The organism is Luteolibacter sp., assembly GCF_039920825.1.
Taxonomy (GTDB): Bacteria; Verrucomicrobiota; Verrucomicrobiia; order Verrucomicrobiales; family Akkermansiaceae; genus Luteolibacter.
Genome location: NZ_JBDSCX010000041.1, coordinates 303834 through 328082, shown reverse-complemented (window position 1 = coordinate 328082; position 24249 = coordinate 303834). Strand labels below are relative to the sequence as shown.

Genomic DNA, 24249 nt, shown 5'->3' with positions numbered 1-24249 from the left:
GCAAGGCCACCGGCGTTTCCCTCGCCAAGCTTGCCGCGAAAGTCATGGTCGGCGAAAAACTGAAGGACATGGGCTACACCCAGACCATCGTCCCGCCGCATTTCTCCGTGAAGGAAGCCGTCTTCCCGTGGAACCGTTTCCCCGGCATCGACATCGTTCTCGGCCCGGAAATGAAATCTACCGGCGAAGTCATGGGCATCGACGCCGATTGGGGCATGGCCTACGGAAAAGCGCAGATTTCCGCCTTCAACCCGCTTCCGACCGTCGGCAACGTCTTCCTCTCCGTCTCCGACCGCGACAAGGACCGCGCCGTCCCCGTCGCCCGCGAGCTCGCCGAGCTCGGCTTCAAAATCTATTCCACCGGCGGCACCCACGCCCGCCTCACCGCGGAAGGCATCCCGAGCAACCGCGTTTACAAGGTCCTCGAACAAGCGCGCCCGAACGTGATCGACATGATGAAAAATGGCGAAATCCATTTCATCATCAACACCCCGTCCACCCACGAATCCCGTGCCGACGAGATCCTGATCCGCTCCACCGCCATCGCCCAAAAGATCTCCCACGCCACCAACCTCTCCGCCGCCGAAGCGTCCGTCAAAGCCATGCGGTCGTTGAAGACCAAGGAGTTCACGGTGAAGAGCATTCAGGAGTATCACGCTTGAGGCGTTTCCCAACGTGTATAGGAAAGACGTATTTTCCATACACGTCAGCAGAACATGTATAGGAAATCGCGTTTTTCTATACATGTCATCTCGACATGCATACGAAAACCCTGTTTTCTATGCAGATCGAAATGGACGAGCCTGCCGAAATTTTCCCTCTCCAGAAGCTTTCACCTGAGCGCTTCGAGACTTCTGCCATTCTCAAAAAACTTGCCAGCGCCGGGAGGAAACTCGCTGAACTTAAGGGAGTTGTCGAATCGATTCCCAACCGCGGGATTCTCATCAATACCTTGGCGATGCAGGAAGCCAAGGACAGTTCCGAGATCGAAAACATCGTTACCACCCACGACGAACTCTTTCAGGGCGATCTGAGTCCGGGGAGTGCTCTCGGTCCAGCCGCCAAGGAGGTTCTCCGCTACCGCCAAGCCCTACAGGTCGGATTCAAAGGAGTGCAGAGCGACGGCTTGCTTACGACCCGCCGCATTTTGGAAATCCAAGCGACCTTGGAGCAAAACAACGCAGGTTTCCGAAAAGTCCCCGGCACTGTCCTCAAAGACGGTGCGGGCGAGACGGTTTACACGCCGCCTCAGAATCCCGATGCGATTGTAGCCGCGATGGGTGATCTCGAGCATTTCATCAATGACGCGCATTTGTTTGATGCGGATCCATTGATCAAAATGGCTTTGATCCATCACCAGTTTGAAAGCATCCACCCGTTTTACGATGGCAACGGCCGCACCGGGCGGATCATCAACGTCCTTTATCTGGTGCAGCAGGGTTTGCTCGATATCCCGGTGCTCTACCTCAGCCGTCATCTCGTGCGCACGAAGTCGGACTACTATCGACTGCTTCAATCCGTGCGTACCGAGGACACTTGGGAGGAATGGATTCTCTACATTCTGACGGCCGTCGAGGAAACCTCAGTAGAGGCGATCATTACCATTCAAGCGGTCAAGAAGGCGCTGATGGAAACCAAGCGCAGCATCCGGGCTTCCTACAAATTTTACAGCCAGGATCTCATCAACAATCTCTTCGATCACCCCTACACCAAGGTCGAATTCATCGAGCGCGATCTGAAGGTTTCCCGCCTTACGGCCACGAAATATCTCGAAGCGCTCGTGAGCGGCGGCTTTCTCCAAAAGCAGAAAATCGGCCGCACGAACTATTACATGAATCCCGCGCTTACCGCCATTCTCACCGGTGAATCCATGCAAAGTCCCAATCACTGAACCCGCCTTCGTTCCATGAATCTCAACGATCTGCTTCGCAAACAAGACATTGATCCCGCGCAGGTGATCGTCATGCGACATAGTCCCAAGGAAAAGGAGTTGCGAAAAATCTTCCCATGGCTGGTGGATGAGAAACCCGAGGTGTTTAATGCCTATCAGCAAAGCCAGAGCAGACTGGTGGAAAATGCCCTCAATGATATCGTTGGCTCGGGATACGTCGCTTCTTTCATCGGTTTGAAATCCCGGACGGCGGTGTTCGCCGGACTCTATCGAATTCGCGGCGCGGTGCCGGTCAATCACCAGCAATTCTGGAGCATGGAAGTGAACCAGTCGCTGCGATCCTTCGGGCTCCCGGACTGGGACAAGAAAGATCTCGGGAAAACCTGTTTGTGGTTCGATCTTGAATTGCAGGCCACCTACGCCCACTGGATCGGCAAACTCGAGGTCGGCTGGCCTCCTCCGGCGATCAAGTGGTGGATCCACGCTAACAAAAAAGAAGCGCCGGTCCTTTCTATCAGCGAAGAAAGCCGGTTCGCGGAGAAAATGCCGGATTGGCGCGAGCTGGTGCTGATCTGGGCGCAGCTCCGCGTGATTCCGACGAGCTGGCGGACGGCTCTTTCCCACTGGCGCGGCGTCTATTTCATCCACGACGCCTCCGACGGGAAAGGCTACGTGGGCTCCGCGTCCGGATCGGAGAACCTGCTGGGCCGTTGGCAGAATTATGCCGATGGAGGCGATGGCGGAGACAAAGGGTTGGTGGGTCTCGATCCAGCGAATTTCCGTTTCAGCATCCTCCAAATCGTCGCCCACGATCTGAGCAACGCGGAAGTCATAGCCCTCGAAAACACTTGGAAAAGACGACTGCACACCCGGCGACCCTTTGGATTGAACGAAAACTAGCGGATGCCCAAGACGGTTGAAGATTGAAAGCTACCTTTCAATCTTCGGGAGCAAATTAAAGGAAAGGGGCAAAAACTTTAATTTGGGATTATAGAAAGGTGAATCCCACCCCGCTGGAGCCTGTGATTTCCACCACCGCATTTTCCAATGCTTCGATGACGAAGCGGGAACCAGTTTCGCAAGCGAAACTACCGCCGGCACGAAGCAGGATATCTTCGGATGATCCGTCGCGGGTAATCCAGAGGGTGCCATGAGTGCAGGTGATTTTTCCGCAGTTGGGGAATGAGGCGGTTAGGACTTTCCGAGCGGGAAGTTCTTCGATGCGGGAAGGTGTGGGGCGGATTTGTTGGCTCCGGTAGCCGGTCAGCCATCTGGACAGCGGGGTGATCGGAAGGATCGTTTGCATGGGATGAAACTAGCCCGAAGCGGCCGGGCGCGGTATCCACAGAGCGGTGGATTTGTGACCTGCACAGATTTCATATTTGATCCAGCTGTACAGGTTTTTTAGTTTCCAATCTGTGCATGGTCGCAGGGGAGAAATCGGATTAATTTCAAGTCATGGAAAAGGAATCAGGCCAACCGCTCTACCTGCGGATCGCGGATCGCATGGAGGCGATGATTGATTCGGGCTCGCTGCGGGCGGGCGACCGGATCCCGTCGGTCAGGCATTCGAGTTTGCAGCATCAGGTGAGCATTCCCACGGTGATGCAGGCTTACACGCTGTTGGAAAGCCGGCGCTTGATCGAGGCACGGCCGAAATCGGGATTTTATGTCCGTCCGAGGCTGTCGAGTTCCCTGCGCGAGCCGGTTGTTAGCAAACGCAGGCCGGCGGTGGCTTCGCTGTCGGGATTTGCCTCCGCGATCTCGATGATCCAGGACATCACGGATCCAAAACTGGTACCGCTCGGTGCCGCGATCCCGGGCGCCGGCTTGCTGCCGGAAAAGAAACTGGCGCAGCTAACAGCCTCCGTGATGCGGCGGTCGACGGCTGCGAGTCTGCAATATGACCCGGCACCGGGCTGTCTTGCCTTGCGCAAGGAACTGAGCCGTCTTTCGCTGGATTGGGGATGCGGGCTGGATGCCTCTGATTTCCTGATCACGGTCGGGGCAAGCGAGGCGCTGCATCTCGCGTTGTTGGCGGTGACGAAACCGGGCGACACCGTATTGGTCGAATCCCCGACGTATTACGGCACGCTCAATTTGTTAGCTCTGCTGAAACTGAAGGTCATCGCCGTTCCTTCATCATCCGGCGAAGGGCTCGACATGAACGCGGTGAAAAACGTGCTCGCCGCCCATCCGGTCGCCGCAATGCTGGTGATTCCCAATTTCTCGAATCCGATGGGAAGCCTGATGCCGGAGGCCAACCGCCGAGAATTGTTAGGTCTGGCGGAGAAACACAACATTCCGATCATCGAGGACGACATTTACGGCGACCTTCCTCACGAGGGGCCGAGACCGCATTGTTTGAAATCGTTGGACCGGGGCGACCGCGTGATCCTGTGCGGTTCGTATTCCAAGACGCTCGCACCGGGATTCCGCATTGGCTACATCGCCGCCGGGAAACACCAAGCGCGGGTGATGGAACTGAAAAACGCCTTCAATCTGGGCGGTGCGTCGTTGCCCGCTCTAACGGTGGCGGAATTCCTGCGAACCGGCGGCTATGAGCGCCATTTGCGAAAACTGCGCGACACTCTCCGCCATCAGGTTTGCAAGATGCGTGAAGCGGTGGCTGCCGTTTTTCCGGAAGGCACCCGGCTAAGCAATCCTTCGGGCGGGTTCGTGCTCTGGTTGGAGCTACCGGGAAACACGGACATCATGGCGGTGTTCCATGAGGCACGTGCAGCCGGAATCAGCTTCTCGCCGGGCCCCTTGTTTTCACCGAACGGCGGTTTCAAAAACTGCCTGCGGTTGAGCTGCGGATCGCCATGGAGCCCTAAAATGGAATCCGCGCTCGGGACTTTGGCGGGGATCATCGCCCGGCAGGCTCCCCCGACTCCGAAGCGGTAAAAAACTCCGCGCTTCCGCCCGGCACGTTTCTAGCTAGGGTTCGGGCATGCTCCACCGCCGTCGTTTTCTGATCCTCGCCGGGTGTCTTCTTGCTGCTACAGGTTGCAGTGAAAAATCCAAGTCCTTCGAAAAGGGCGAGCCGCTGCGGATCGGCATGGAGCTGACGTACCCGCCGTTTGAAATGCAGGACAAGGCGGGAAATCCGGATGGTGTCGGCGTGAAACTTGCGGAGGCGTTGGCCAAAAAGCTGGGTCGCCCGCTCAAGATCGTGCCGATGGATTTCTCCGGGCTGATCCCCGCGCTCAAGACGGGCAACATCGACCTCGTCATTTCCTCGATGACCGCCACCGACGAGCGCCGGCAATCAATTGATTTTTCCGATCCCTATGCCTTCACCGGTCTCGCGTTGTTGGTGAGAAAAGATTCGGACGTGCAGTCGATCGAGGATTTGAAAAAGCCGGGCCGCACGATTTCGGCGAAAGCGACCACGACTGGCGAGACATGGGCGCTGAACAATCTGCCCAAGGCCAAACGCGTGGTGTTCGAGGATCAGACGGCCTGCGTGTTAGAGGTGGTGCAGGGCCGGGTCGATGCGTTCATCTACGATCAACTTAGTATTTACCAATACGCGCAGGAAAACAAGGACACCACCCGCGGCTTGCTGAAGCCGTTTGTCGAGGAATCATGGGCCATCGGAATCGCGAAAGGCCATGATGAATTGAAGACGCAGGTGAACGCGTTTCTCGATGAATTCCGGGCGGAGGGTGGTTTTGGAAAACTCGGCGACCAGTATTTGAAGAACGAGAAGAAGTTCCTCGAAGACGCGGGCATCCCGTTCATCCTGAGATAACGCGAAAGCCACCGGAATGACCCGCCGCCAGTTGCTTGCCAATGCCCTTGTCGCGATCGCGCTGGTGGCTTTGTTCTCGTGGCTCTGCACGTCGGTGTTCGCGTTGTTAGGAAAACAGACCGATTGGTCGAAGGCGTGGGAATATCGGGAAACGCTGTGGCGCGGCTGGCTGGTGACGCTGGAAATCTCCTTCGCCGCGCTGATCGGGAGCATTTTCTTCGGGCTGTTGTTTATGCTTGGGCAGAGGTCGTCATTGATTGTCATCCGCTGGACATGCCGGGGTTTCCTGGAGTTTGTTAGGGACACCCCGCTGCTGGTGCATTTGTTGTTCGGCTACTTCGTGATTTTCGCGCCGCTGATCTCGCGGCGGCTGGGAGAACAGGGATTCGATGACAAGCTGATCATCGGCGTGCTGCTTTTATCGGTTTTCGAAGGCGCGTATCTCGGTGAGATCCTGCGCGGCGGGGTGGAGAGCATTCCGCGGACGCAGTGGGAATCTGCAAGGGCGGTGGGGTTCAGTCCGTTCCAGGTTTACCGCTATGTGATTTTCCCGCAGGCCTTGCGGCGTGTGCTGCCGGCGATGGCGGGATTGTTTGTCTCGTTGATCAAGGACTCGTCGCTGCTCAACGTCATCGGCGTGGCGGAGTATTTCTACAACACGCGGAATTTCATTTCGCGCTCTTACGCCGGACTCGAAGGCTACGTGCCGCTGGCGCTGGGATATCTTGTCCTAACTATTCCGGTCGCGTGGCTATCGCACTGGCTGGAAAAACGCTTCCGTCATGAAACTTGAAGTTACCGGCCTGACGAAATGCTACGGCAAGACCCGTGCGGCGGACGGGCTTTCCCTGTCGGTCGCCTCGGCCCGTGTGCTGGTGCTGATCGGTCCGTCCGGAGGTGGAAAGAGCACGTTGCTGCGGCTGCTCGGCGGCCTTGAAACCGCGGATGCGGGGACGGTCGTCATCAACAGCCACCGCCTCCTAACGGATCCTGCGGCGCTCCAGGCCTATCGTCGGAAGAACGGTTTCCTTTTCCAGCAGTTCAACCTGTTTCCCCACTTGACCGCGCGGCGCAACATCGCGCTGCCGTTGGAGAAAGTTCACGGCCATCCGCCCGCTAAGGCCGAGGAAATCGCGATGCAAGCGTTGGATCGCTTCTGCCTGCTGGACCATGCCGACAAGCTGCCCGCGCAGCTTTCCGGTGGCCAACAGCAGCGCGTCGGCATCGCACGTGCGGTGGCACACCAGCCGGAGGTCTTGTTTCTCGACGAGCCGACATCCGCGCTCGATCCCGAGATGACGGCGGAGGTACTGGAGTTGATCCAGGAACTCGCCGAGGCCGGGCAGGACATCATCCTCAGCACGCACGAAATGGGATTCGCCCGTGCGGTGGCGGACCAGGTGGCTTTTGTCGCTCTGGGAAAAATCGAGGAACTCTCGCCGCCGGCGGAGTTGTTCGGCGAGCCGAAGTCCGCGCTGTGCCAGAGGTTTTTGTCGCGGGTGATGCGGTATTGAGCGGACCCCGGTTGAAAATCCACCGTTCTTTGTAAAGGAGGCGAGCTTGATCTTTCCACGTGGATCGCTAGAAACATCACCATGACCGAGAAAAAAGCTCTGTGTGTGAACGGCCTGACGCCTTTGGTTTTGCTGATCTTTACCGTGGTGATCGCCATCATCTCGGGAAAATTGCAGTGGGTGCTGGAAGTGGCTCCGTTCCTGTTGGTGCTGATCGTTCCGGCCGCCATGTTGTGGCTGAAAGGCTTGTTCATTGTTTCGCCTAACGAAGGAAAGGTGCTGACCTTCTTCGGGAAATACACCGGTACCGTTAGAACGCCGGGGTTCTGGTTTGCCAATCCGTTCGCGAGCAAGACGAGGATTTCGCTGAAGGTGAGCAATTTCCAAAGCCCGCAACTGAAGGTGAACGACGCGCACGGCAACCCGATCGAGATCGCCTGCGTGATCGTCTGGCGGGTGGTGGACACGGCGAAGGCAATGTTCGACGTGCAGGATTACGGCGTTTTCGTTCACATCCAGTGCGAAACGGCGCTGCGTCATCTGGCCAGCCATTACCCGTACGAACCACACGAGTCCGGCGAGGTTTCACTGCGGGGGTCTCCGGAGAAAGTCGGTGAAACCCTCCAGCGCGAGGTGCAGGGCCGGGTGATGTTAGCGGGCATCGAGATCATCGAGGCGCAGCTTTCCCACCTCGCCTACAGCCCGGAAATCGCGCAGGCGATGTTGCGTCGCCAACAGGCGGCGGCCGTGATCGGCGCGCGGCAGATGATTGTCGAAGGCGCGGTGAGCATGGTGGAAATGGCGCTCAAAAAACTGGAGTCGGACAACGTGGTGCACCTCGATGAGAAGAGTAAATCCGTGATGGTGAACAACCTGATGATCGCGCTGGTTTCCGAGTCCCACATCCAGCCGGTGATGTCCACCAGCTCGCCCGGCTGAGGGTTAAAATTTAAGAAAAGTTTACAATATCCACTTGCGGGAGCGCCGTTTTGGAGTATGTAAATCGCCCATGAAATCAATTTTTCTCATCACGTTGGCCGCCGCGGGAATGCTTTTGAGCTCGTGCAATACGATGATCGGCCTTGGCCGCGACATGCGCATGGGCGGTGAAGGTCTGGAAAAAACCGCCAATAAAACGAACGGGGGCAGCAGTGGTGGTGGCGATACTTCCGGCGCACCGGTTTACTGAATCCACTTCAAAACAAAACGGCGTCCTCTCACTGAGTGGGAAGACGCCGTTTTTGTTTTGAGAGCAAATCAATATCCACGCCAGAAGGCGAACGCGCAGACCAGAGTCGCGACGCCGTAGCCAAGCCCGGCGACAGCGCACAGAGTCCAGCGCTTGCGATCGGCGGTGACCCAGTTCACCGCGTCGCGGAAAAGGTAGGGCATGCCGACGCAGAACATCGCGGCGGTCAGCATGGCGTAGGCGTAGATCGGAACCAGCAGGCGCGATTCCGGATTTTTGAGGAACGCGGCACCGAGCAAGGGCGCGGCAGCCATCAGCCCGAGGAGGCCGAGCGCGCGGACGGCGAGAAAATCCCGCACGCTGCGGCAGACGAGGATCAGTGAGACCGGCACGAGAATCTGCAGCAGGCCCTTTGCGCTGTTGAACTCCCCGAGGTCCATCGTCAGCGCGCTGAGCTTGCCGAGATTGTCCGGGGCGATGAGCAGCCAGAACCACGCGAGGCCGATGCCCATCAGAACTTGGCCGAGCTGGTCGTTGCGTGAGAATTTTTTCAGAAATCCTTGAGTCGCATCCGGTTTCGCCAACATCAGCGCGTGGATGGCGATGAGCCAGATGGCCAGCACCAGGCCGGTGGGGAAAAGCAGCAGGTGCTGATACGGGTGCTGTGGATCCATGCGGCCCCCGAACTAGGGCGGGAGGCCGGAACATTCAAGCGCCAACTCGCTAGTAGGTTTCATGAAATAATCACGCAGTCCGCACGAGGGGTTCACAAACAACGGTTTGGATCTTCTCCATGAGCCTCCGCCAACTGATCCAGCCCACGACCGACTGGCTGGATGCTCCCTCGCCCCGACGGGTCGCTTGGGTGGCCGCGACGGCTTTCGCCGGTCTGGCGATTTACGGATTCACCGTCGGTTACTGGCGCGATCCGCTGATGGGCGCTTACGTCGCGGTGAAAATGCCGCTGCTCGTCGCACTGACGCTGGCTTGCAACGGATTGCTGAATGGCCTGCTTGGCTTGTTGCTAGGGACCGGCTTGGGATTCCGCCAATCGCTCCTCGCCCTGCTCAGCTCCTTCGCGCTCGCCGCGGTGATTCTCGGGTCGCTGGCTCCGGTCACGCTTTTCCTCGCATGGAATGCCCCGACACCAAGTGCGCCTGGTGCGCAACAAGCCCACGCCACCTATCTTGTCGCCCACACGGTGCTCATCGGTTTCGCGGGCATCACGGCGAATCTCCACCTCCACCGCCTGCTTGCCGTGAAGGCCCCGACACCGGCTGCGGCCACCGCCACCTTGCTCGCCTGGCTGGGGGGGAATGGATTCCTCGGCGCGCAGTTCTCATGGATCCTGCGGCCGTTTTTCGGCATGCCGGGCCTCAAGGTCGAGTTTCTCCGCGAGCACCCGCTGCGCGGAAATTTCTACGAAGCCGTCTGGAGTTCCATCAACAAAATGACCGGCGGCCATGGAATTCCTGCGCTCGCCATCATCCTCGTTCTTCTCATCGGACCCATCGCCCATGCCATCCAACTGAACCACAAAATCACCCCACGACCATGAATACGCCCGACATCCAACCACCACCGCCAGAAGCCCCGCTTCCCGAAAAACTCGATTTGAAAACCCTGTTCGAGGCGCTGCTCCGACGGCCGCGGGATCTCGTCGTGCGGCTTGCCGAGCCGAACCACGGTGCGACCGGACGCTTCGCCCTGATGGCGGTCATCTCCATCCTGCTATTCGGTTTTGTGTTAGGCTGCTTCGCGAAACATGAACAATTGTGGGCAGCGCCCGTGAAAATCACTGCCGGGCTGGTTTTCTCCGGCCTCATCTGTTTCCCCAGCCTCTACATCTTTTCCACGCTCGCCGGCGCGCGCGTCAGCATTTCCCAACTCGCCGCCTGCCTCGCCGGCGCGCTCGCTCTCGCCGGGCTGTTATTGTTAGGGTTCGCGCCCGCCATGTGGATCTTCGCGGAATCCACCGACTCGTTAGGTTTCATGGGTTCCCTCTCCATCGGCGCGTGGATCATCGCCGTGGTTTTCGCGCTGCGGTTTTTGAAATCGGTGATCTTCACGACCGGCGGCACGCAGAAAGGTCCGCTCGCGATCTGGAGCGCCGTTTTCCTGCTCGTCACCCTGCAAATGACCACCTCGCTCCGCCCCATTCTCGGCCGCTCCACGCTGCGACTCACCCAGGAGAAGAAATTTTTCCTCGAACATTGGGGCGACACCTTCGGCACCTCGCTCCCAAAGGAAGTCGCCCAATCCCCGGAACCGGAAAAATCCCGTGAAGCCGCTCCCACCAACAACGGACGCAATCCCTTCCTCGAAAAGTGATCCCGTGGAAGTCGAAACCACACCGCCTCCGGTCGTTTCCAAACCCGCGCCGCCCGATCCGGATTTCATGGATTGGCGGCAGGAGTTGCTTTGACCTGCTCAAGTCTGTCCGGGATCGATACCGGCCTTCCTAACAAATCAAGGTGTCGTCATTTCCGGATTTCCTTCATCCGGAATACGACTTCCCTGACATCGGGGACACCGTTTGTAAAAGTCACGGTGACAGGATCGGAAGTCATGTTCGAGAACATCAGGGTGCGCGTCTCGCTGCCATGCTGAACCGGAGCCCGATACCACGTCAGATCGGATACTTTGAGCGAGCTGCCGGATCCTCTACCGCTGCCCGAAGAGTCCTTCGAATGTGACGAATGATCCATGACGTAGTAGCCTTCGATGGTCTCTATCTGAGTGTGATCCGGCAGTTCGACGGCTGCCCGGACCACCGGTTTTCCGGCGATTTCAGAGGCACTGCGCTTCTCCATCAGTTGTTGCTGCTCCTTCAGAAATTCCGTCCATTGGTCACCCGATACCGAACTACGGTCTCCATCCACCCTGACGACTTCCCGGGCACCAGACTTGCCGCGGCTGCCATCGTGTTGCAGCGGTTCCTTGCACCACAGAAGCGCAAGTCGTGGATCGTCCGATTTCGTCAACCCTTCGACATAATGCCACCCGCAAGTCGCGGGGGTGAGCAAGTGCCCGCTTTCCAAAATGGCCCGGGTGGTTTTCTCCGGAACCGTCATTCCCCGCAAAGTATTCGCATCAAGGCCTTCCTCTTTGTAGAGGAGACTCAGCGAAGCCTCAGGAGATGACTCGCCGTGTGGAAATCGCCCACCGTGGGCTTCAGCATAATCCGTCAGTGCGAATTGCACCCCCAGAATACAGCAATGGCTTTGGCCATAAGGATAGACGTGGCGGTGCCAGAAATAAATGCCCGCCACCGAACCACCCAGCAAGATAGCCAGGATGCCGAGGGATTTGCCCAGTCCATACCATCGTTTATTCATCGCCCGAGCTCTGCATTTTGTTCGGCTTCTCCTAATTCCTCTTCGCAATAAACCGGCCCGGACGAGTCTAATTCAAGATTGCTTGCATCACCTTCCTCCAGAGAAAAGATTTCAACGTCTGCGATCCCGGAATCTCCTTCGAATGAACTGCGCAAATGAAAATGGATCCGGGAGTTACGTAGTTTCTTGAGTGAATCAATGAGGTCATCGATCTCGGAATTCTTGATACCGATATGCACTCCGATCCACCCAGTTTTAAAATCTTCATAATTGCCCTTCATTTTGATATTTCTGCGGAATAGTCCGTACCCTTCCAAAATTCGATAGATCGGGCGAGGGGAAAATCCAATAATTCCGGCCGACCCTGGGAGTTGCCCAAACAATCCCGCTTGAAGCAGAGGGCGGGAAGGGCTTCATTTCCAACATGATCGAAATGCCCCATCTCTGGACCCGGCGGAAAATCATCGGCACGCTCGCCATGACGTTCGCCGCGCCCGGTGCGTTCGCCGAGCAGCTCATGCTCACGCCGAAGCAGACCGAGGGCCCGTTTTATCCGGATCACCTGCCGCTCGATACCGACAACGATCTGCTCGTCGTCAACGACGGCATCACCTCGTCCATCGGCGAAGTCACCCATCTATCAGGACGCTTGCTTGATGCAAAGAGCGAGCCGATCCGCAACGCGGTGGTCGAGATCTGGCAGGTGGATGGCAAGGGCGTCTATCTCCATTCCGGCAGCGGAGGCAAGGAAGGACGCGATACGAATTTCCAAGGCTTCGGCCGATTCCTAACTGGCTCCACCGGCGAGTATTATTTCCGCACCGTCAAACCCGTCGCCTACCCCGGACGGACGCCGCACATCCACTTCGCGGTGAAGATGAAGGGCCGCGACAAATGGACGACGCAGTGCTATGTCAAAGGCACCGCGCAGAACGACACGGACATGGTGCTCCAGGGCATCAAGGATGTGAAGGCCCGCGAGTCGGTTATCGTCGATTTCGCCGCGATTAAGGAATCGAAGATCGGCGAGCTGGCGGCCAAGTTCGATATCGTGATGGGCTACACGCCGACGGACATGGGGCATTAGTGTCGAGTGAAAATCAAATTGGCGGGTTGACCCTTTCGGACTGCTCCGACAGCAATCCTTACCTTGTACTGCTTATCTGCCACTTTAAGTTTTACACGACACTAGGACGGAGCCTTGTAAATTGCTCCGCTTCGTTTCTTGCGTTTTGCTCCGCTCTTCGATTCACTGGCGTATGAATGTTTCCATCCCGTTTCTCGCGACGGCACTGCCGTTGCTCCTCATCAGTTGCGGGGGCGGCGGCTATGGCCGGATCGGGTTGTCTGATGCGCCCAAGGTCGTGAACGTTTCCTCCTATGACCCCAAGGAGAAGCAGCGTTCCGGCGAATCGTTTTCCTGCAACGATGTCTCCGCCCTCAAGCGCAACGGCGCGCGCGGCCTGATCGCCCGCTGCGGCAAGGGCATGGTGCTCGACGACAAGTGCGCGGATTTCCTCAGGGCCGCCGAGTGCCAGGGCATGATGCTCGGGACGTATTACTTCGTTTTGAAAACCTCCGATCCGGTTGCCCAAGCGGACCAATACATCGGCCGTCTCCAACAGATCGCCGCGGGTCGGAGAGTTTTGTTAGTCGGAGATTTCGATACCAAATCGAGCCCGGCGGATCTGGTGAAATTCATTGATCGAGTGGAACAGCGCACCGGAGTCCTGCCCGCGATCTATCTGGAAAACAGCGACCGGCTCCGCGCCTCGCTCAGCCACGCCACGCCCGCGCAGAAGAACCGCATTTGCAAATGCCCGTATTGGATCGCGCTCTACTCCCACAGTTCCGGATTCGAAACGCCGGCCAGCCTGATGAAGGCCTACGGCATTTGGGACGAGTGGGCGATGTGGCAGTACGCCGGCGTCGAGTGGTCGGGCCGCTCCGTTTCAAAACACTACAGCCACGGCCCGTGGAAATCGCCCGCTTACTTCGGCTCCATGGACCGGCCGATGGAGCACAACGCGTTCAACGGTGATCTCGATGATCTGAACGACTTTTGGGAGGAACATTCCTGGGTGGTTAGATAAGTTTCTCCGGGGAGTTCAAGCTTCAGCTTGTCTTCGAAGCCACAAGCTAAAGCTTGAACTCCTTGCCCTGTCCCGCCAGTTTTCCAGCCATGGCCAACTCCCCGAATCTCGTCACCATCAATCCGTATTTCAAAGCCCACGCCGGGCGCGTCGATGAGTTCCATGCGCTGATGCATGAATTCGTGGAGAAAACCCGCCCGGAGAAAGCTTGTTACTTCTACGAGTTCGCCACGGTGGACGACCGCGGGTTCTGCCGCGAAGGCTACGAAGGCGCGGCGGGCGTGCTGGCGCATTTGGAAAATGTCGGCGAGTTGTTGGGCCGGATGGAGAAGATCGCAGATCTCACGAATTTGGAATTCCACGGCCCGGCTGCGGAAATCGACAAGCTGCGCGAACCGCTGGCACATCTGCCCGCTACATTTTTCGTGCATCTCTGCGGCATCGATCGTTGAGGCGGGACGCCACCGGCCTTGCACCTTCGGGCGGGATTCCCTAAAAACCGGCACCTGTGGCCCGCGAGTCTCCTGAAAATCATCCCAATCTCTGGAAATGGCGGCTCGAGTGGCTGGCCCAGACCGGGATCGAAAAACTCGCGGGCATCCTTCCCGGGCCGCTGGTTTTCCGGATCGGCGAGGTGCTTGGTGGCATCGCGTGGCATTTCATGAAGGAGCGGCGGCAGGTCGTTCTGCGGAATCTGCGCATCGCGCTGCACGGCGAATACGACCTCGAAGCCCTGCGGATCATGGCGCGAAAATCGTTCCGCCGCACCGGGGCGAATCTGTTTTCCGCCCTGCACACGGCGGGCCTCACCGCCGAGCGGATCGGATCGGTGGTGACCGTCGAGAACCCGGAACTCGTCGAGGAAGCGGTGCGCCGCAGTCCCGGCGTCGTGTTGCTGCCGTGCCATATGGGAAATTGGGAAATCCTCACCCGCATCCATCGCACGTTCCCACCGGGGCACGCGAACGGAGCGCTTTACCGGCCTCTGAACAACCCCCTGCTCGATGCCCGCGTGTTGGCCCAGCGGGAAATGGAAGGGACGCGCTTGTTTTCGAAACGCGACAGTTTCCACGTGATCACCGGGTTTCTCCGCGAGGGCGGCATCCTCGGGATCCTCGCGGACCAGCGTGTCGGTCCGCAGGGTGAGCTTGTCCGGTTTTTCGGAAGACTGACCCGCGCCAGCCCGCTTCCCAGTTTGGTCGCGCGGCGCAGCAAATCCCAAGTCCTTGGTATGTCACTCATCACCGAATCGCCCGGAAAATGGCGGATCCGCTATCATGAGCTGAACGGTCCGGCCACCACGGCGAACTGCATGGACGCCATCGAGCGCTCGATGAAAGCCAGCCCGCTCGACGTCTTCTGGCTTCAGGAGCGTTGGAAAATGTATCTGCGCCCGACCCGCAGCGTCAAAGAATGGTTAGGCCCGGATCTCCCCGGCAGCGGCAAACCCCATCGCGCCCTGCTCTGGCTGCCAGGGACGCACGCTAACTGGCAGCTTCCCGATGAATGGACCCATCCCGATGTGATTTACGAAGTGGTTCCCACCCTCGGCGGACCGCTTCTGCCGAGGAGTTTTGAAAAACTCTATCTTCACGCCGGACCGGATCGCGATGACCGCGACAGCCTGATGAAATACCTTGAAACCATCGACGCCTCCGCTGCCTTGCCCATCGATTTCATCCTGACCTGTGGCGCTTCCAAGGCGCTGGCAAAAGCCGCTCGACGCCTCTCCATCCCGCTGGTTTCATTGCCAGCGACGGCATGAAAATCGTCCAAATCCTCCCGGAGCTCAATGCCGGTGGCGTCGAACGCGGAACTCTGGAAATCGCCGCCCGGCTGGTGCGCGAAGGCCACCAGGCCATCGTCGTTTCTAACGGCGGACGGCTGGTGCCGGAACTCGAACGCGGCGGAGCCCGCCATGTCGCAATGCCGGTGCACCGGAAAAGCCTCGCCACGCTGTTCCAAGTCCACGCGATGCGGCGGTTTCTAACATCAGAAAAGCCGGACATCGTCCACATCCGTTCGCGGGTTCCCGGCTGGGTGACGTGGCTCGCCTGGCGCGGCATGAACCCCGCGACGCGGCCGCGGCTGGTCAGCACGGTGCATGGATTTTACTCCGTCAATTTCTACTCTTCGATCATGACCAAGGGCGAGCGGGTGATCGCCGTTTCTAACTGCATCCGGGAATATATCCTGGGAAACTATCCGAAAACCCCGGCGCAAATCATCCGCGTCATCCCGCGCGGCATCGAGCCGGAGAACTACGGCACCGACTTCCAACCCGCCGCCGATTGGCGCGCCAAGTGGACTTCCGAGCATCCGGATCTCGCAGGTAAATGCGTCTTGCTGCTTCCCGGCCGGATCACCCGGCTCAAGGGCCACGGCGATTTTTTCAATCTCATCGCCGCCCTGAAAAGCGAAGGCATCCCCGTCCACGGCCTGGTCGCCGGCGACACCCACGCGAAAAAGCAGGACTACATGGACGAGCTCCGCGAAACCGTGAGCCGCCTCGGCATTTCTAACGAACTCACCTTCCTCGGCCATCGCGGCGACATCCGCGAGGTCATGGCCGTCAGCGACATCGTCCTCGCCCTTTCCCAACAGCCCGAGTCATTCGGCCGCACCGTGCTCGAAGCGATGGCCTTGGGAAAACCCGTCGTCGGCTACGATTGCGGCGGAGTCGGAGAATTGTTAGGCGAGCTGTTTCCTGCTGGCCGGGTGCCGCTGGGAAATGCCGCGGAACTTCTCGGAGTCACCCGCTCGGTGATTAACGACCGCCCCGTCCCGTCGCCCGTCGGCGAGCCCTTCACGCTCGACGCCATGTGCAGGGCGACACTCGCAATTTACCAGGAAGTCATCGGCTCCGCCCGGTGAAGTCTGTTAAAGCCGCCACCTGCTTATTGACAGAAACTTCGAGATGGGCAGCTTCTCCCCTTGCAAGCGCTATCCAAAACGATAACCCTCGTCAGTGAAATAATGGCACTACTCTGCAAAAAAATCTTCTGCATGGAATCCAAACCTTTCCGATCCCTTATGGCGCTAAATGTTCTTAGCGGGCTTATAGCTTTGATCTTCCTAGTTGCGGGCAATTTTATCTCAAACTTTAAATTCTCGGACACTGGACCTGCAACTTCCGATTTCGAAGAGCGCTTGGCAACACATGTAGGTCAGGAATACACAAAAGACATGCATTGTGACCTTGTCAAAGTGATCCAGAGCAAAGATAAAACTAATACATCTTTAGTAGCCTTTCTTCGTTCATACGGCGATCTCGGACTTCCACTTGGATCCGCTCTTTTTGCCGTCTCGGTAACGAGTATCGTTATACTCGTCAGGGTAAATTCCAAAACCAAAGCCGCCACCCGCTTATCGACAGAAACTTCGAGATGCGGATCGTCTTCCCTTCCAAGCGCTATCCAAAATGATAACTCTCATCAGTGAATTAATTGCACTGATCGGCATAAAATGACTATTGCAACCAACTCATTTTTAATAATCTTCATGCTTTTCAGCGTTTCCTGCAACTGGACACCGGTGTATCGAGAGGGTAAGCCGATCTACACTCCTTTGACAGTCTTGGGAATTGACAAAGGCGATGCCGCCAAAATCCCGAAACAGGGGACTCCCGAATACGATCAAATGATGAAGGATTATCACGAGAGACAAAAAAATGACGCTGAGAAGTCTCAGGCCGATCATCGCTGAACGTGCCAGAAATTGAAAGGCCGGGCACTCCTTTCTGAATTCAGGAGGGAAGACGTGCCAGAGCAACCCTACCAGCCGCCCAGTTTCGATGATTTTCAGTAACTCCAACATCTCACCCCTCCCGTTCGACGCGCGCACCCGCTGGTAGGGGTGCGTGCGTTATAGGTTAGCCAAAAGAAATGCGCTGGTTACGGAGAATACTTGGCATTCGGACACCTGAAGAGGCAATGCTTGCGCAGCTAGGCATCGATCCGCAAAACAGGGAACGGAAGATTATGTGTGACGATCTCGTGTTCCGATTCATTTCCATATCAGAGATGGAAGCGAAGTTGCCGTTCCGCGATCCACGGATTGATCCACGGAAATTCAGGGTCTTACTCATCGGGGTTGATCATGTCGACGTGGTTCGCCGTGAATTGATCCAGAAGATTCGTGAGCATCTCCCGACCCTCTTCGGTCACGCCGTGGAAGCAGTCCTCAGTAGGGCACCATCGGATGAGCAGGAATTTTGTGCCCATGCAAAGGATCCATCGATCATGATCGGCGAGGATGGTGGGGGTTTTGACGGCAAAAGTTGGTCGATGGCGTTTTCTTGGGGAAAGGGTACCTTCGGCTACCATGTCGAATTCGTGGACTTGGAACTCATCGAGGTCTGGGGAGGAGACTGAAGGAAATCTAACTAATTTCACTTCAACCACCCTTCGTTCGCGCCCTTTGACGCGCTCGGGTCCCGGAATCCTAAAACGCCACTCTTGACCCGGTGTGTAGCGTGTGTATCCTCTCGTGGTGACGAGTCGCGACATCATCGCCAGATTGAAAGCCGGGGGCTGGGTTCTGGCGAATGTTCGGGGCTCACACCATCAATACAAACATCCCGAACAAGTTGGGCGTGTTACGGTGCCGCACCCCAAGAAGGATTTTCCAAAAGGCACTCTCCGAAGCATTTTTACCCAAGCTGGATGGCAGTGGCCACCGTAACCCCATGAGATTCCCAATCGTCATTCATAAGGACCCCGACTCTGATTATGGCGTCACCGTCCCGGATTTACCCGGCTGCTTTTCGGCGGGCGACACGACCGATGATGCGCTCTCAAACGCGGTTGAGGCGATCGAGTGCCATATCGAAGGTTTGCTACTGGACGGCGGGAAACTTCCTGTTCCTGAAACCGTTGAACATTACCGTAACGAGGATCGATTTTCAGATGGAGTCTGGGCTTTGGTGGACGTGGACGTATCGAAATTGTCCGGTAAGGCGAAGCGCGTGAACATCACCTTGCCTGAACGGCTCCTGGTTCAGATCGATTCATTTGCCGCACGCCATGGAGATACCCGTTCCGGGTTTCTCGCGCACGCCGCTTTGGAGTATGTGGCCGCGCACGACGATCAATAGCGGACGAGGTTTGGGGTTTGGGGCGCACATCTGAGAAGTGATGGGGAACTCCGCCGCAAAGAGGCGAAAAGCGGTCGAAAAATTTCGATGTGTTCGATGGCGGGGTGGATCGTAAATCGATCCGGATCCATGATCCCGCCACATCACCCACTTTGCGTATTTTCGCGCCTTTTTGCGGCTGAAAGTCTTCCGGTCATTTTGAAATGCAAGCCACGGACCTGAGATTTTGCTTACATTTCGTCCTGCTCTTGTGTGAATTATGGCTTTCACCTGACCCGGCCGGGCATTTTCCGAATCGATGACTACCAAGCTGATTTTCTGCATGAAGTGGGGGACCGTTTACGACGCCCGCTACGTCAATATCCTCCACGCCATGGTCGCGCGGAACATCACCGGGCCGTTCAAGGTCGTTTGTTTCACCGAAGACGCCAGCGGCATCCGGCCCGAGGTCGATTGCCGACCGCTGCCTTCACTGGGTTGTGAGATTCCGCCCGATGTTCCGGGAAAATGGCCGAAAGTCGCTCTTTGGAACCGCGAGCTCGACGGGCTCGAAGGCACGGCGCTTTTCATCGATCTCGACTCGGTGATCGTTTCCAACATCGACGATTATTTCACCTACGGCGATCCGCAGGACGTCATCACTGCTCGCAACTGGGTCCGGATTTTCAAGAAGACCGGGCAGACGTCGGTGTTCCGGTTTCCCGTCGGCGGGCATCCTTACATGTTGGAAAATCTGCAGAAGGATTCGGTCAACATTTCGCGGAAATACCAGTTCGAGCAAAACTACGTCACCGCCGGCATCCGCGGCGGGATCAAATTCTGGCCGCCGTCGTGGACCAAGCATTTCGGCCTGCACTCGATGGGGCCCTGGCCGTTGCGTTACCTTCGTCCTGCCGTTCTGCCGAAAGGCGTGAAAATCGTCACCTTCCCCGGCCACCCGAAACCGCCCGATGCCATCCTCGGCCGCTGGTCGCAAAACACCTCGCCCCGCAGCCCGATGGAGCAACTCCGCTGGGTCTGGGGAAACCGCAAGACCCAGAAGAAATGGCGCAAGCATTTGGCCCGCTACGTCATGCCGTCCGCGTGGGTTGCCGAGCACTGGAGAGAATGAAATTGGCTAACTGAATGACCTTCGACACCACATCTCCCTGGGGCACCTGGAAACCGCGCGGAGCCGCGGCATTCAGTTTGAAGCTGATCGATCTGCTGCCGCCGTCGGGGATTTTCCGCAAACTCGCGTTCCTCCTGCGCAAGCCGGTGAAGAACAGCGAACAGGCTGTTTACGATCGAGAAATCTGGGGACTCAAGCTCCGCCTCGGCGCGCGCGGAAACCTAACGGAGCAGCGCTGGCTGACCATGGCCAATTTCCACGACGCTCCCGAACGCGATGCCCTGCGAGGCGCGCTGCATCCCGGTGCGGTCTTTCTTGATGTCGGCGCGAACGCCGGCTTCTACACATTCTGGGCGCTGTCCCAACGCCATGCCGGCCTGCGCGTCATCGCCGTCGAGCCGACGGAAATCATGCTCGAACGGATGCGCCACAATCTCGCGGCGAACAATCTAACATCATCCGTCACGCTCTTCCCCTGCGCTGTCACGCCGACTCCGTGCGAGGTCGTCATCGAGGAACACGCGGGCAATGTCGGCCAGACCGCCGTGCGCTCGGAAGGCTCCGGCCGCCGGGTCCCCGGCCGACCGCTGCTCGATCTTCTGATGGAAGCGGGAGTGGATCGGGTGGACGCGATGAAGATCGACATCGAGGGCTTCGAAGTTCCGGTGTTGGAGGCGTTTTTCAAAACCGCTCCGCGTACGATTTGGCCGCGCTTCGTCATCGGCGAAATCGTTGGTGAAGGCGGCGAACCTCTCAAAAACCTGCTGGTTTCCCACGGTTACCGGCTCGACCGCTGTACGAAAATGAACGGCATCCTCGTTCTAACCGAGTAAACTCCATGAAAAGGGTCGTCTGGATCATCAGCGAAGGCAGTCCGGGTCACGTGAGCCAGTCGGAAGGCTTGGTCGCCGCCCTTGCCCAACAGGTGAAGCTCGAGCCCCACATCATCCAGACGAGTCCGCGTTTCGGCGGAATCATCCGCTCCATCGTGCGGCTGTGGATGGGCCGCGCCGGGCAACCCTTGTCCGATGGATTCCTCAAGAGCTGCCTGGGTTGCAGGCCTCCAACAGGAGTGATGCCGAATCTCATCGTCACCAGCGGTGGCAAGGCGGTGTTCACCGCGCGCAGCCTGGCGGTGAAACACGGTGCGCCGCTGGTGTTCCTCGGCGAGCGCAAACCGTATCCGGCCCGTTGGTTCCACACGGTTTTCACGCCCTCGCCGTTTGAAACGGACGTGACCGATGTGCCGTTGGAAATGATCCCCACCGGCATCACCCCGGCGAAGGCGAACGCTGCGGCGAGCGCCTGGCGGGAACGCCCTAACGGCTGTCTCTGGGCGATGATCATCGGCGGCGCGTCGGCGAGCCATGAATATACAGATGCCGACTGGAAATTGTTAGCCCTGAAGATGAACACGCTGGCGGAGGCGCAGGACATCCGCTGGCTGGTCAGCACCTCCCGCCGGACGGGCGCGCGGGCGGAAACCATCCTGCGCGAGCACCTCGTCCCGAAGACCATCGCCCGCGCCGTTTGGTGGGCGGAAAAACCGGAGAAACTGATGGCGGAATTCCTTGGTTCCGCGACGTGGGTCTGTGTCACGCAGGACAGCGTCACCATGGTCACGGAAGCCGTCGCCTCCGGGCGGCCGGTGCTGGTCACGATGCCCGCCAAAACGGAGATTAAGCCGACAAGTTTTCTCCACGGATATTACAACCGGCTGGAGAAGGCGTCGCGCATCGTCCGGGTGCCGATCGCCGTTCTCGGGAGTTTCCACCCCGGTGACACCCGGCTTCTGCCGCGCTCGCGCCCGATCAATTGCGAGCTGGCAGCGACGCTGCTTTCACGGCTTCATTGGCCCGTGAACCACTAGTCTGTAGCATGAAGCGCAACCGTCCGATCCGAAAACTCAAGAGGCGCGTGCTGCTGCTGGCCAAGCGGATGCTGCGCGAGGAAATCCTGGTGTTGGGCGATTCGCACACCTCCATTTTCAAACAGAAGGCCATCTGCCGGAGTTTTCCTAAATCCTTTTTCAACGTCATCAACGTCGGCGGCGCGACTGCATCCGGTCTAGCCAATCCGAACTCGAAGACGCAGGCCTACCAGCGTTTCCGTGAGGCGCTGGCCGACACCGCCGCCAAACGGATCGTGGTGATGTTAGGCGAGGTGGACACCGGATTCATCATTTGGTACCGGGCGAAAAAATACAACGAGTCCGTCGAGTTGGTGACCGAGAAAGCGGTCAGGACCTACACCGATTTTCTGTTGGAAATCCAATCCCGCCCGGCCTCGGTCGTCTGCATCAGCACGCCGCTGCCAACGATCAAGGACGGCACCGAATGGGGCGAGGTCGCCACCGCGCGCAAGGAAGTCACCGCGACGCAGATCGAACGCACCGCGCTGACGCTGCATTTCAACAAGCAGGTGGAGGCATTTTGCGAAGGCCACGGCATCGCGTTCATTAATCTCGATAGCAAGTCGCTGGGTCCCGACGGCACCGTGGATCCGGGTCTTCTGAATTCGAATCCGAACGACCATCACTACGAGCCGGAAGCCTACGCGCGGATTCTGATAGGGCCGCTCAGGGACAAGCTTGCAGTCAATCCAATCAAGTCATGAGCCTGTCATTCCGGAAATTGGACCGCCTGAAAAAACGCATCCTCGCGGGCTGCACCGACCGGGAAAACATCCATTTTCTCCACCTTCGGAAAACCGGCGGCACCACCTTGAAGAGTGTGCTTGGTTCGCATCAGGTCACTCCGAAATGCGTGCTCTATCTTCATCCCCATCGCGTCGCGTTGAAGCACATTCCGCAGGGCCATCGCGTGATGTTCGTGACGCGGGATCCGGTCAGCCGCTACATCAGCGGCTTCGGTAGCCGGCTGCGGAAGGGCGCGCCGGCGCATCACGTGCCGTGGTCGGCCGATGAAGAACGGGCGTTCTCGCGTTTTCCCGATCCGAACTCGCTGGCTCTCGCCCTCGATCCCGCCCACCCCGCGCATGCCGATGCGGTCCACGCGATGCGGACAATCAGCCATCTCCAGTGCTCCTACTGGGATTGGTTTGGAAACGAGAAAGAGCTTGCTGCTAGAGAGAATGCGATTCTGTTCATCGGCCGGATCGAGAGTTTCGACGCGGATTTCGAACTGTTGAAGGAGCCGTTAGGACTTCCGGGTGAGCTGACGCTGCCCAAGGATTCGAAAAGCACCAACCGGAGTTCCTCCGACACGGACCGGCCGCCGCCATTGGAGCCGGCCGCGGTCGAACTGGTCAAAAACTGGTACCGCCGCGACTATGATTTCCTGGAAATCTGCGAGAAATGGCGGGAACGCCACGGCGGTCCGGTCGCGAAATAGGGCGGTCCGGAGTTCAAGCTTCAGCTTGTCTTCATTCATCCGGGACTGACCTAACAAAGAACAAGCTGAAGCTTGAACTCCGGGTGGATTCCTAACACCAGTTCTTGTCGATCCACGGAGCGGGACGCGAGTAGTGGTTCAGCCGCTTGCCGCGGTAGCCGACGGCGGCTTCGTCCGGGTCGGGCTTGCCGTGGAAGGCGATGATTTTCGCGCTGGCGGGAAGCGACGGAGCCAGCAGCCAGTTCAGCGGAAAAGCGTGGCGGCAGTGCCGCTTGAAACTGCGGACCCACTCGGCGGGCCAGAATTTCATGCGCGGCCGGATGCAGTGTGTTAGATAGGATTGCGGCGGGCGGAAATTTGCCAGCGCCCATTCCTTTTCTTTGTGGAATTGATCCCAGACGAACGCGCAATGGTTGAGTTTCCAACGGAAGACTGAGGAATTTCCGATCATCGGATCCTTGATGAAAAACTTCTTATGGAAGGCCATCCAGTTGTGGATGATCGGAATGTCGTCCTCGTTTCCGAAGGTGAAAAAGTCGTCGAGCGAACCGGTGATCACGACGTCCAGATCGACGAACAACCCGAGGCCATCGATCGGCAGATCCGGGCGGAACAGGCAGATTTTCCGCCAACCGGTGACTTTGTCTGCCGCCGGAAGATCGATTTCCGGGATCGGGAAAATTTCCACCGACGGGTCGATGCCGGTCCCGTCGTCCGTGAAGCAAACGATGGTCACGGGCGTCCTGGTGTGGCGGCGGACGGCGGAAGCGAGCCGGTTCACATACTCCGGGCCATAGCGGTCTCCCCATTTGAGCGTGACGATGTAGCGGGTCATGGAGGCGGGATTCTGAAATGGGGGTCCGGGATCGAACAGCTTAAAATAGGGAGGCCGGGGCCCGGTTCCGGAG

At 58.1% G+C, this 24249-nt stretch carries 30 protein-coding genes and 1 pseudogene; 26 read left to right on the top strand and 5 right to left on the bottom strand.

Annotation, left to right across the window (positions count from 1 at the left end; all coding sequences use genetic code 11):
• From carB to ABIQ96_RS12490, 3 genes and pseudogenes are all read left to right on the top strand, one after another.
• Positions 1–662 (top strand): annotated as a pseudogene (gene carB / locus ABIQ96_RS12500) (carbamoyl phosphate synthase large subunit); the annotation flags it as partial.
• A gap of 95 nt (positions 663–757) precedes the next feature.
• Positions 758–1891 (top strand): Fic family protein, encoded by a 1134-nt coding sequence (locus ABIQ96_RS12495; protein WP_348214929.1) that lies wholly within the window; start codon positions 758–760, stop codon positions 1889–1891.
• A 15-nt stretch (positions 1892–1906) separates the two neighbouring features.
• Positions 1907–2791, top strand: coding sequence for a GIY-YIG nuclease family protein (locus ABIQ96_RS12490; protein ID WP_348214928.1), 885 nt, complete (start codon positions 1907–1909; stop codon positions 2789–2791).
• An 88-nt stretch (positions 2792–2879) separates the two neighbouring features.
• Here ABIQ96_RS12490 and ABIQ96_RS12485 read toward each other — a convergent pair whose 3' ends face one another.
• Entirely contained in the window at positions 2880–3197 is a 318-nt protein-coding gene (locus ABIQ96_RS12485) for a DUF2917 domain-containing protein (RefSeq protein ID WP_348214927.1), read from the bottom strand.
• A 152-nt stretch (positions 3198–3349) separates the two neighbouring features.
• Between ABIQ96_RS12485 and ABIQ96_RS12480 the strand changes: the two genes are divergently transcribed.
• The 6 genes from ABIQ96_RS12480 to ABIQ96_RS12455 all read left to right on the top strand — a co-directional run bounded on the left by ABIQ96_RS12480 (position 3350) and on the right by ABIQ96_RS12455 (position 8351).
• Positions 3350–4798 carry a PLP-dependent aminotransferase family protein gene (locus ABIQ96_RS12480; protein ID WP_348214926.1) on the top strand — a complete coding sequence of 483 codons (1449 nt, stop codon included), beginning with the start codon at positions 3350–3352 and terminating at the stop codon, positions 4796–4798.
• A 46-nt stretch (positions 4799–4844) separates the two neighbouring features.
• Complete coding sequence (locus ABIQ96_RS12475) at positions 4845–5648, top strand: transporter substrate-binding domain-containing protein (protein ID WP_348214925.1); 804 nt, start codon at positions 4845–4847, stop codon at positions 5646–5648.
• 16 nt (positions 5649–5664) lie between these two features.
• Positions 5665–6441, top strand: a complete 777-nt coding sequence (locus tag ABIQ96_RS12470; protein WP_348214924.1) for an amino acid ABC transporter permease — start codon at positions 5665–5667, stop codon at positions 6439–6441.
• On the top strand, positions 6431–7162 hold the full coding sequence (locus tag ABIQ96_RS12465; RefSeq protein ID WP_348214923.1) for an amino acid ABC transporter ATP-binding protein: 732 nt from the start codon (positions 6431–6433) through the stop codon (positions 7160–7162). Before ABIQ96_RS12470 ends, ABIQ96_RS12465 begins: the two co-directional genes overlap by 11 nt.
• A gap of 81 nt (positions 7163–7243) precedes the next feature.
• Positions 7244–8101, top strand: a complete 858-nt coding sequence (locus ABIQ96_RS12460; protein WP_348214922.1) for an SPFH domain-containing protein — start codon at positions 7244–7246, stop codon at positions 8099–8101.
• Between the two features lie 70 nt (positions 8102–8171).
• Entirely contained in the window at positions 8172–8351 is a 180-nt protein-coding gene (locus tag ABIQ96_RS12455; protein ID WP_348214921.1) for a hypothetical protein, read from the top strand.
• Between the two features lie 68 nt (positions 8352–8419).
• Here the strand turns inward: ABIQ96_RS12455 and ABIQ96_RS12450 are convergent, their stop codons facing one another.
• Positions 8420–9025 (bottom strand): hypothetical protein, encoded by a 606-nt coding sequence (locus tag ABIQ96_RS12450; protein WP_348214920.1) that lies wholly within the window; start codon positions 9023–9025, stop codon positions 8420–8422.
• Positions 9026–9144: 119 nt separating this feature from the next.
• Between ABIQ96_RS12450 and ABIQ96_RS12445 the strand changes: the two genes are divergently transcribed.
• Entirely contained in the window at positions 9145–9909 is a 765-nt protein-coding gene (locus ABIQ96_RS12445) for a hypothetical protein (protein ID WP_348214919.1), read from the top strand.
• Entirely contained in the window at positions 9906–10682 is a 777-nt protein-coding gene (locus ABIQ96_RS12440) for a hypothetical protein (RefSeq protein ID WP_348214918.1), read from the top strand. Before ABIQ96_RS12445 ends, ABIQ96_RS12440 begins: the two co-directional genes overlap by 4 nt.
• A 149-nt stretch (positions 10683–10831) precedes the next feature.
• Here ABIQ96_RS12440 and ABIQ96_RS12435 read toward each other — a convergent pair whose 3' ends face one another.
• Together ABIQ96_RS12435 and ABIQ96_RS12430 are read right to left on the bottom strand one after the other, a co-directional pair.
• On the bottom strand, positions 10832–11689 hold the full coding sequence (locus ABIQ96_RS12435; RefSeq protein WP_348214917.1) for a hypothetical protein: 858 nt from the start codon (positions 11687–11689) through the stop codon (positions 10832–10834).
• Entirely contained in the window at positions 11686–11970 is a 285-nt protein-coding gene (locus tag ABIQ96_RS12430) for a hypothetical protein (protein ID WP_348214916.1), read from the bottom strand. The genes ABIQ96_RS12435 and ABIQ96_RS12430 overlap by 4 nt, the downstream gene beginning before the upstream one ends.
• A gap of 197 nt (positions 11971–12167) precedes the next feature.
• Here ABIQ96_RS12430 and ABIQ96_RS12425 point away from each other — a divergent pair, with 197 nt between their 5' ends.
• The 15 genes from ABIQ96_RS12425 to ABIQ96_RS12355 all read left to right on the top strand — a co-directional run bounded on the left by ABIQ96_RS12425 (position 12168) and on the right by ABIQ96_RS12355 (position 23341).
• The gene (locus ABIQ96_RS12425; RefSeq protein ID WP_348214932.1) at positions 12168–12776 is read left to right on the top strand and encodes a protocatechuate 3,4-dioxygenase; all 609 of its coding nucleotides are present in this window, start codon (positions 12168–12170) and stop codon (positions 12774–12776) included.
• Between the two features lie 172 nt (positions 12777–12948).
• A complete protein-coding gene (locus ABIQ96_RS12420; protein WP_348214915.1) occupies positions 12949–13782 on the top strand; it encodes a GH25 family lysozyme in 834 nt (277 codons plus the stop codon).
• Positions 13783–13871: 89 nt separating this feature from the next.
• On the top strand, positions 13872–14234 hold the full coding sequence (locus tag ABIQ96_RS12415) for a hypothetical protein (RefSeq protein WP_348214914.1): 363 nt from the start codon (positions 13872–13874) through the stop codon (positions 14232–14234).
• Between the two features lie 56 nt (positions 14235–14290).
• Positions 14291–15547 (top strand): hypothetical protein, encoded by a 1257-nt coding sequence (locus ABIQ96_RS12410; RefSeq protein ID WP_348214913.1) that lies wholly within the window; start codon positions 14291–14293, stop codon positions 15545–15547.
• Positions 15544–16656, top strand: a complete 1113-nt coding sequence (locus tag ABIQ96_RS12405; protein WP_348214912.1) for a glycosyltransferase family 4 protein — start codon at positions 15544–15546, stop codon at positions 16654–16656. Before ABIQ96_RS12410 ends, ABIQ96_RS12405 begins: the two co-directional genes overlap by 4 nt.
• Before the next feature lie 132 nt (positions 16657–16788).
• Entirely contained in the window at positions 16789–17223 is a 435-nt protein-coding gene (locus tag ABIQ96_RS12400; protein WP_348214911.1) for a hypothetical protein, read from the top strand.
• Between the two features lie 24 nt (positions 17224–17247).
• On the top strand, positions 17248–17487 hold the full coding sequence (locus ABIQ96_RS12395; protein ID WP_348214910.1) for a hypothetical protein: 240 nt from the start codon (positions 17248–17250) through the stop codon (positions 17485–17487).
• 179 nt (positions 17488–17666) lie between these two features.
• On the top strand, positions 17667–18155 hold the full coding sequence (locus ABIQ96_RS12390) for a hypothetical protein (RefSeq protein WP_348214909.1): 489 nt from the start codon (positions 17667–17669) through the stop codon (positions 18153–18155).
• Positions 18156–18258: 103 nt separating this feature from the next.
• A complete protein-coding gene (locus ABIQ96_RS12385) occupies positions 18259–18465 on the top strand; it encodes a type II toxin-antitoxin system HicA family toxin (protein WP_348214908.1) in 207 nt (68 codons plus the stop codon).
• Between the two features lie 4 nt (positions 18466–18469).
• Entirely contained in the window at positions 18470–18877 is a 408-nt protein-coding gene (locus ABIQ96_RS12380) for a type II toxin-antitoxin system HicB family antitoxin (protein ID WP_348214907.1), read from the top strand.
• Between the two features lie 298 nt (positions 18878–19175).
• The gene (locus ABIQ96_RS12375; RefSeq protein WP_348214906.1) at positions 19176–19988 is read left to right on the top strand and encodes a glycosyl transferase; all 813 of its coding nucleotides are present in this window, start codon (positions 19176–19178) and stop codon (positions 19986–19988) included.
• A 14-nt stretch (positions 19989–20002) separates the two neighbouring features.
• Positions 20003–20821, top strand: coding sequence for an FkbM family methyltransferase (locus tag ABIQ96_RS12370; protein WP_348214905.1), 819 nt, complete (start codon positions 20003–20005; stop codon positions 20819–20821).
• A gap of 5 nt (positions 20822–20826) precedes the next feature.
• Positions 20827–21858, top strand: coding sequence for an ELM1/GtrOC1 family putative glycosyltransferase (locus ABIQ96_RS12365; RefSeq protein ID WP_348214904.1), 1032 nt, complete (start codon positions 20827–20829; stop codon positions 21856–21858).
• Positions 21859–21866: 8 nt separating this feature from the next.
• Positions 21867–22604, top strand: coding sequence for an SGNH/GDSL hydrolase family protein (locus ABIQ96_RS12360; protein WP_348214903.1), 738 nt, complete (start codon positions 21867–21869; stop codon positions 22602–22604).
• Positions 22601–23341, top strand: a complete 741-nt coding sequence (locus ABIQ96_RS12355) for a sulfotransferase family 2 domain-containing protein (protein ID WP_348214902.1) — start codon at positions 22601–22603, stop codon at positions 23339–23341. The genes ABIQ96_RS12360 and ABIQ96_RS12355 overlap by 4 nt, the downstream gene beginning before the upstream one ends.
• Before the next feature lie 91 nt (positions 23342–23432).
• Here the strand turns inward: ABIQ96_RS12355 and ABIQ96_RS12350 are convergent, their stop codons facing one another.
• Entirely contained in the window at positions 23433–24176 is a 744-nt protein-coding gene (locus ABIQ96_RS12350) for a glycosyl transferase (protein ID WP_348214901.1), read from the bottom strand.
• Between the last annotated feature and the right edge of the window lie 73 nt (positions 24177–24249).

What these genes read in the sequence shown, in the direction of transcription:
- ABIQ96_RS12395 (WP_348214910.1), top strand. Translation starts at nt 17,248, where the DNA reads ATGACTATTGCAACCAACTCATTTTTAATAATCTTCATGCTTTTCAGC.
- ABIQ96_RS12435 (WP_348214917.1), bottom strand. Translation starts at nt 11,689, where the DNA reads ATGAATAAACGATGGTATGGACTGGGCAAATCCCTCGGCATCCTGGCT.
- ABIQ96_RS12450 (WP_348214920.1), bottom strand. Translation starts at nt 9,025, where the DNA reads ATGGATCCACAGCACCCGTATCAGCACCTGCTGCTTTTCCCCACCGGC.
- ABIQ96_RS12485 (WP_348214927.1), bottom strand. Translation starts at nt 3,197, where the DNA reads ATGCAAACGATCCTTCCGATCACCCCGCTGTCCAGATGGCTGACCGGC.
- ABIQ96_RS12400 (WP_348214911.1), top strand. Translation starts at nt 16,789, where the DNA reads ATGGAATCCAAACCTTTCCGATCCCTTATGGCGCTAAATGTTCTTAGC.
- ABIQ96_RS12370 (WP_348214905.1), top strand. Translation starts at nt 20,003, where the DNA reads ATGACCTTCGACACCACATCTCCCTGGGGCACCTGGAAACCGCGCGGA.
- ABIQ96_RS12415 (WP_348214914.1), top strand. Translation starts at nt 13,872, where the DNA reads ATGGCCAACTCCCCGAATCTCGTCACCATCAATCCGTATTTCAAAGCC.
- ABIQ96_RS12380 (WP_348214907.1), top strand. Translation starts at nt 18,470, where the DNA reads ATGAGATTCCCAATCGTCATTCATAAGGACCCCGACTCTGATTATGGC.
- ABIQ96_RS12470 (WP_348214924.1), top strand. Translation starts at nt 5,665, where the DNA reads ATGACCCGCCGCCAGTTGCTTGCCAATGCCCTTGTCGCGATCGCGCTG.
- ABIQ96_RS12495 (WP_348214929.1), top strand. Translation starts at nt 758, where the DNA reads ATGCATACGAAAACCCTGTTTTCTATGCAGATCGAAATGGACGAGCCT.
- ABIQ96_RS12445 (WP_348214919.1), top strand. Translation starts at nt 9,145, where the DNA reads ATGAGCCTCCGCCAACTGATCCAGCCCACGACCGACTGGCTGGATGCT.
- ABIQ96_RS12390 (WP_348214909.1), top strand. Translation starts at nt 17,667, where the DNA reads ATGCGCTGGTTACGGAGAATACTTGGCATTCGGACACCTGAAGAGGCA.
- ABIQ96_RS12350 (WP_348214901.1), bottom strand. Translation starts at nt 24,176, where the DNA reads ATGACCCGCTACATCGTCACGCTCAAATGGGGAGACCGCTATGGCCCG.
- ABIQ96_RS12455 (WP_348214921.1), top strand. Translation starts at nt 8,172, where the DNA reads ATGAAATCAATTTTTCTCATCACGTTGGCCGCCGCGGGAATGCTTTTG.
- ABIQ96_RS12405 (WP_348214912.1), top strand. Translation starts at nt 15,544, where the DNA reads ATGAAAATCGTCCAAATCCTCCCGGAGCTCAATGCCGGTGGCGTCGAA.
- ABIQ96_RS12490 (WP_348214928.1), top strand. Translation starts at nt 1,907, where the DNA reads ATGAATCTCAACGATCTGCTTCGCAAACAAGACATTGATCCCGCGCAG.
- ABIQ96_RS12355 (WP_348214902.1), top strand. Translation starts at nt 22,601, where the DNA reads ATGAGCCTGTCATTCCGGAAATTGGACCGCCTGAAAAAACGCATCCTC.
- ABIQ96_RS12465 (WP_348214923.1), top strand. Translation starts at nt 6,431, where the DNA reads ATGAAACTTGAAGTTACCGGCCTGACGAAATGCTACGGCAAGACCCGT.
- ABIQ96_RS12365 (WP_348214904.1), top strand. Translation starts at nt 20,827, where the DNA reads ATGAAAAGGGTCGTCTGGATCATCAGCGAAGGCAGTCCGGGTCACGTG.
- ABIQ96_RS12425 (WP_348214932.1), top strand. Translation starts at nt 12,168, where the DNA reads ATGACGTTCGCCGCGCCCGGTGCGTTCGCCGAGCAGCTCATGCTCACG.
- ABIQ96_RS12430 (WP_348214916.1), bottom strand. Translation starts at nt 11,970, where the DNA reads ATGAAGGGCAATTATGAAGATTTTAAAACTGGGTGGATCGGAGTGCAT.
- ABIQ96_RS12420 (WP_348214915.1), top strand. Translation starts at nt 12,949, where the DNA reads ATGAATGTTTCCATCCCGTTTCTCGCGACGGCACTGCCGTTGCTCCTC.
- ABIQ96_RS12360 (WP_348214903.1), top strand. Translation starts at nt 21,867, where the DNA reads ATGAAGCGCAACCGTCCGATCCGAAAACTCAAGAGGCGCGTGCTGCTG.
- ABIQ96_RS12375 (WP_348214906.1), top strand. Translation starts at nt 19,176, where the DNA reads ATGACTACCAAGCTGATTTTCTGCATGAAGTGGGGGACCGTTTACGAC.
- ABIQ96_RS12475 (WP_348214925.1), top strand. Translation starts at nt 4,845, where the DNA reads ATGCTCCACCGCCGTCGTTTTCTGATCCTCGCCGGGTGTCTTCTTGCT.
- ABIQ96_RS12460 (WP_348214922.1), top strand. Translation starts at nt 7,244, where the DNA reads ATGACCGAGAAAAAAGCTCTGTGTGTGAACGGCCTGACGCCTTTGGTT.
- ABIQ96_RS12480 (WP_348214926.1), top strand. Translation starts at nt 3,350, where the DNA reads ATGGAAAAGGAATCAGGCCAACCGCTCTACCTGCGGATCGCGGATCGC.
- ABIQ96_RS12440 (WP_348214918.1), top strand. Translation starts at nt 9,906, where the DNA reads ATGAATACGCCCGACATCCAACCACCACCGCCAGAAGCCCCGCTTCCC.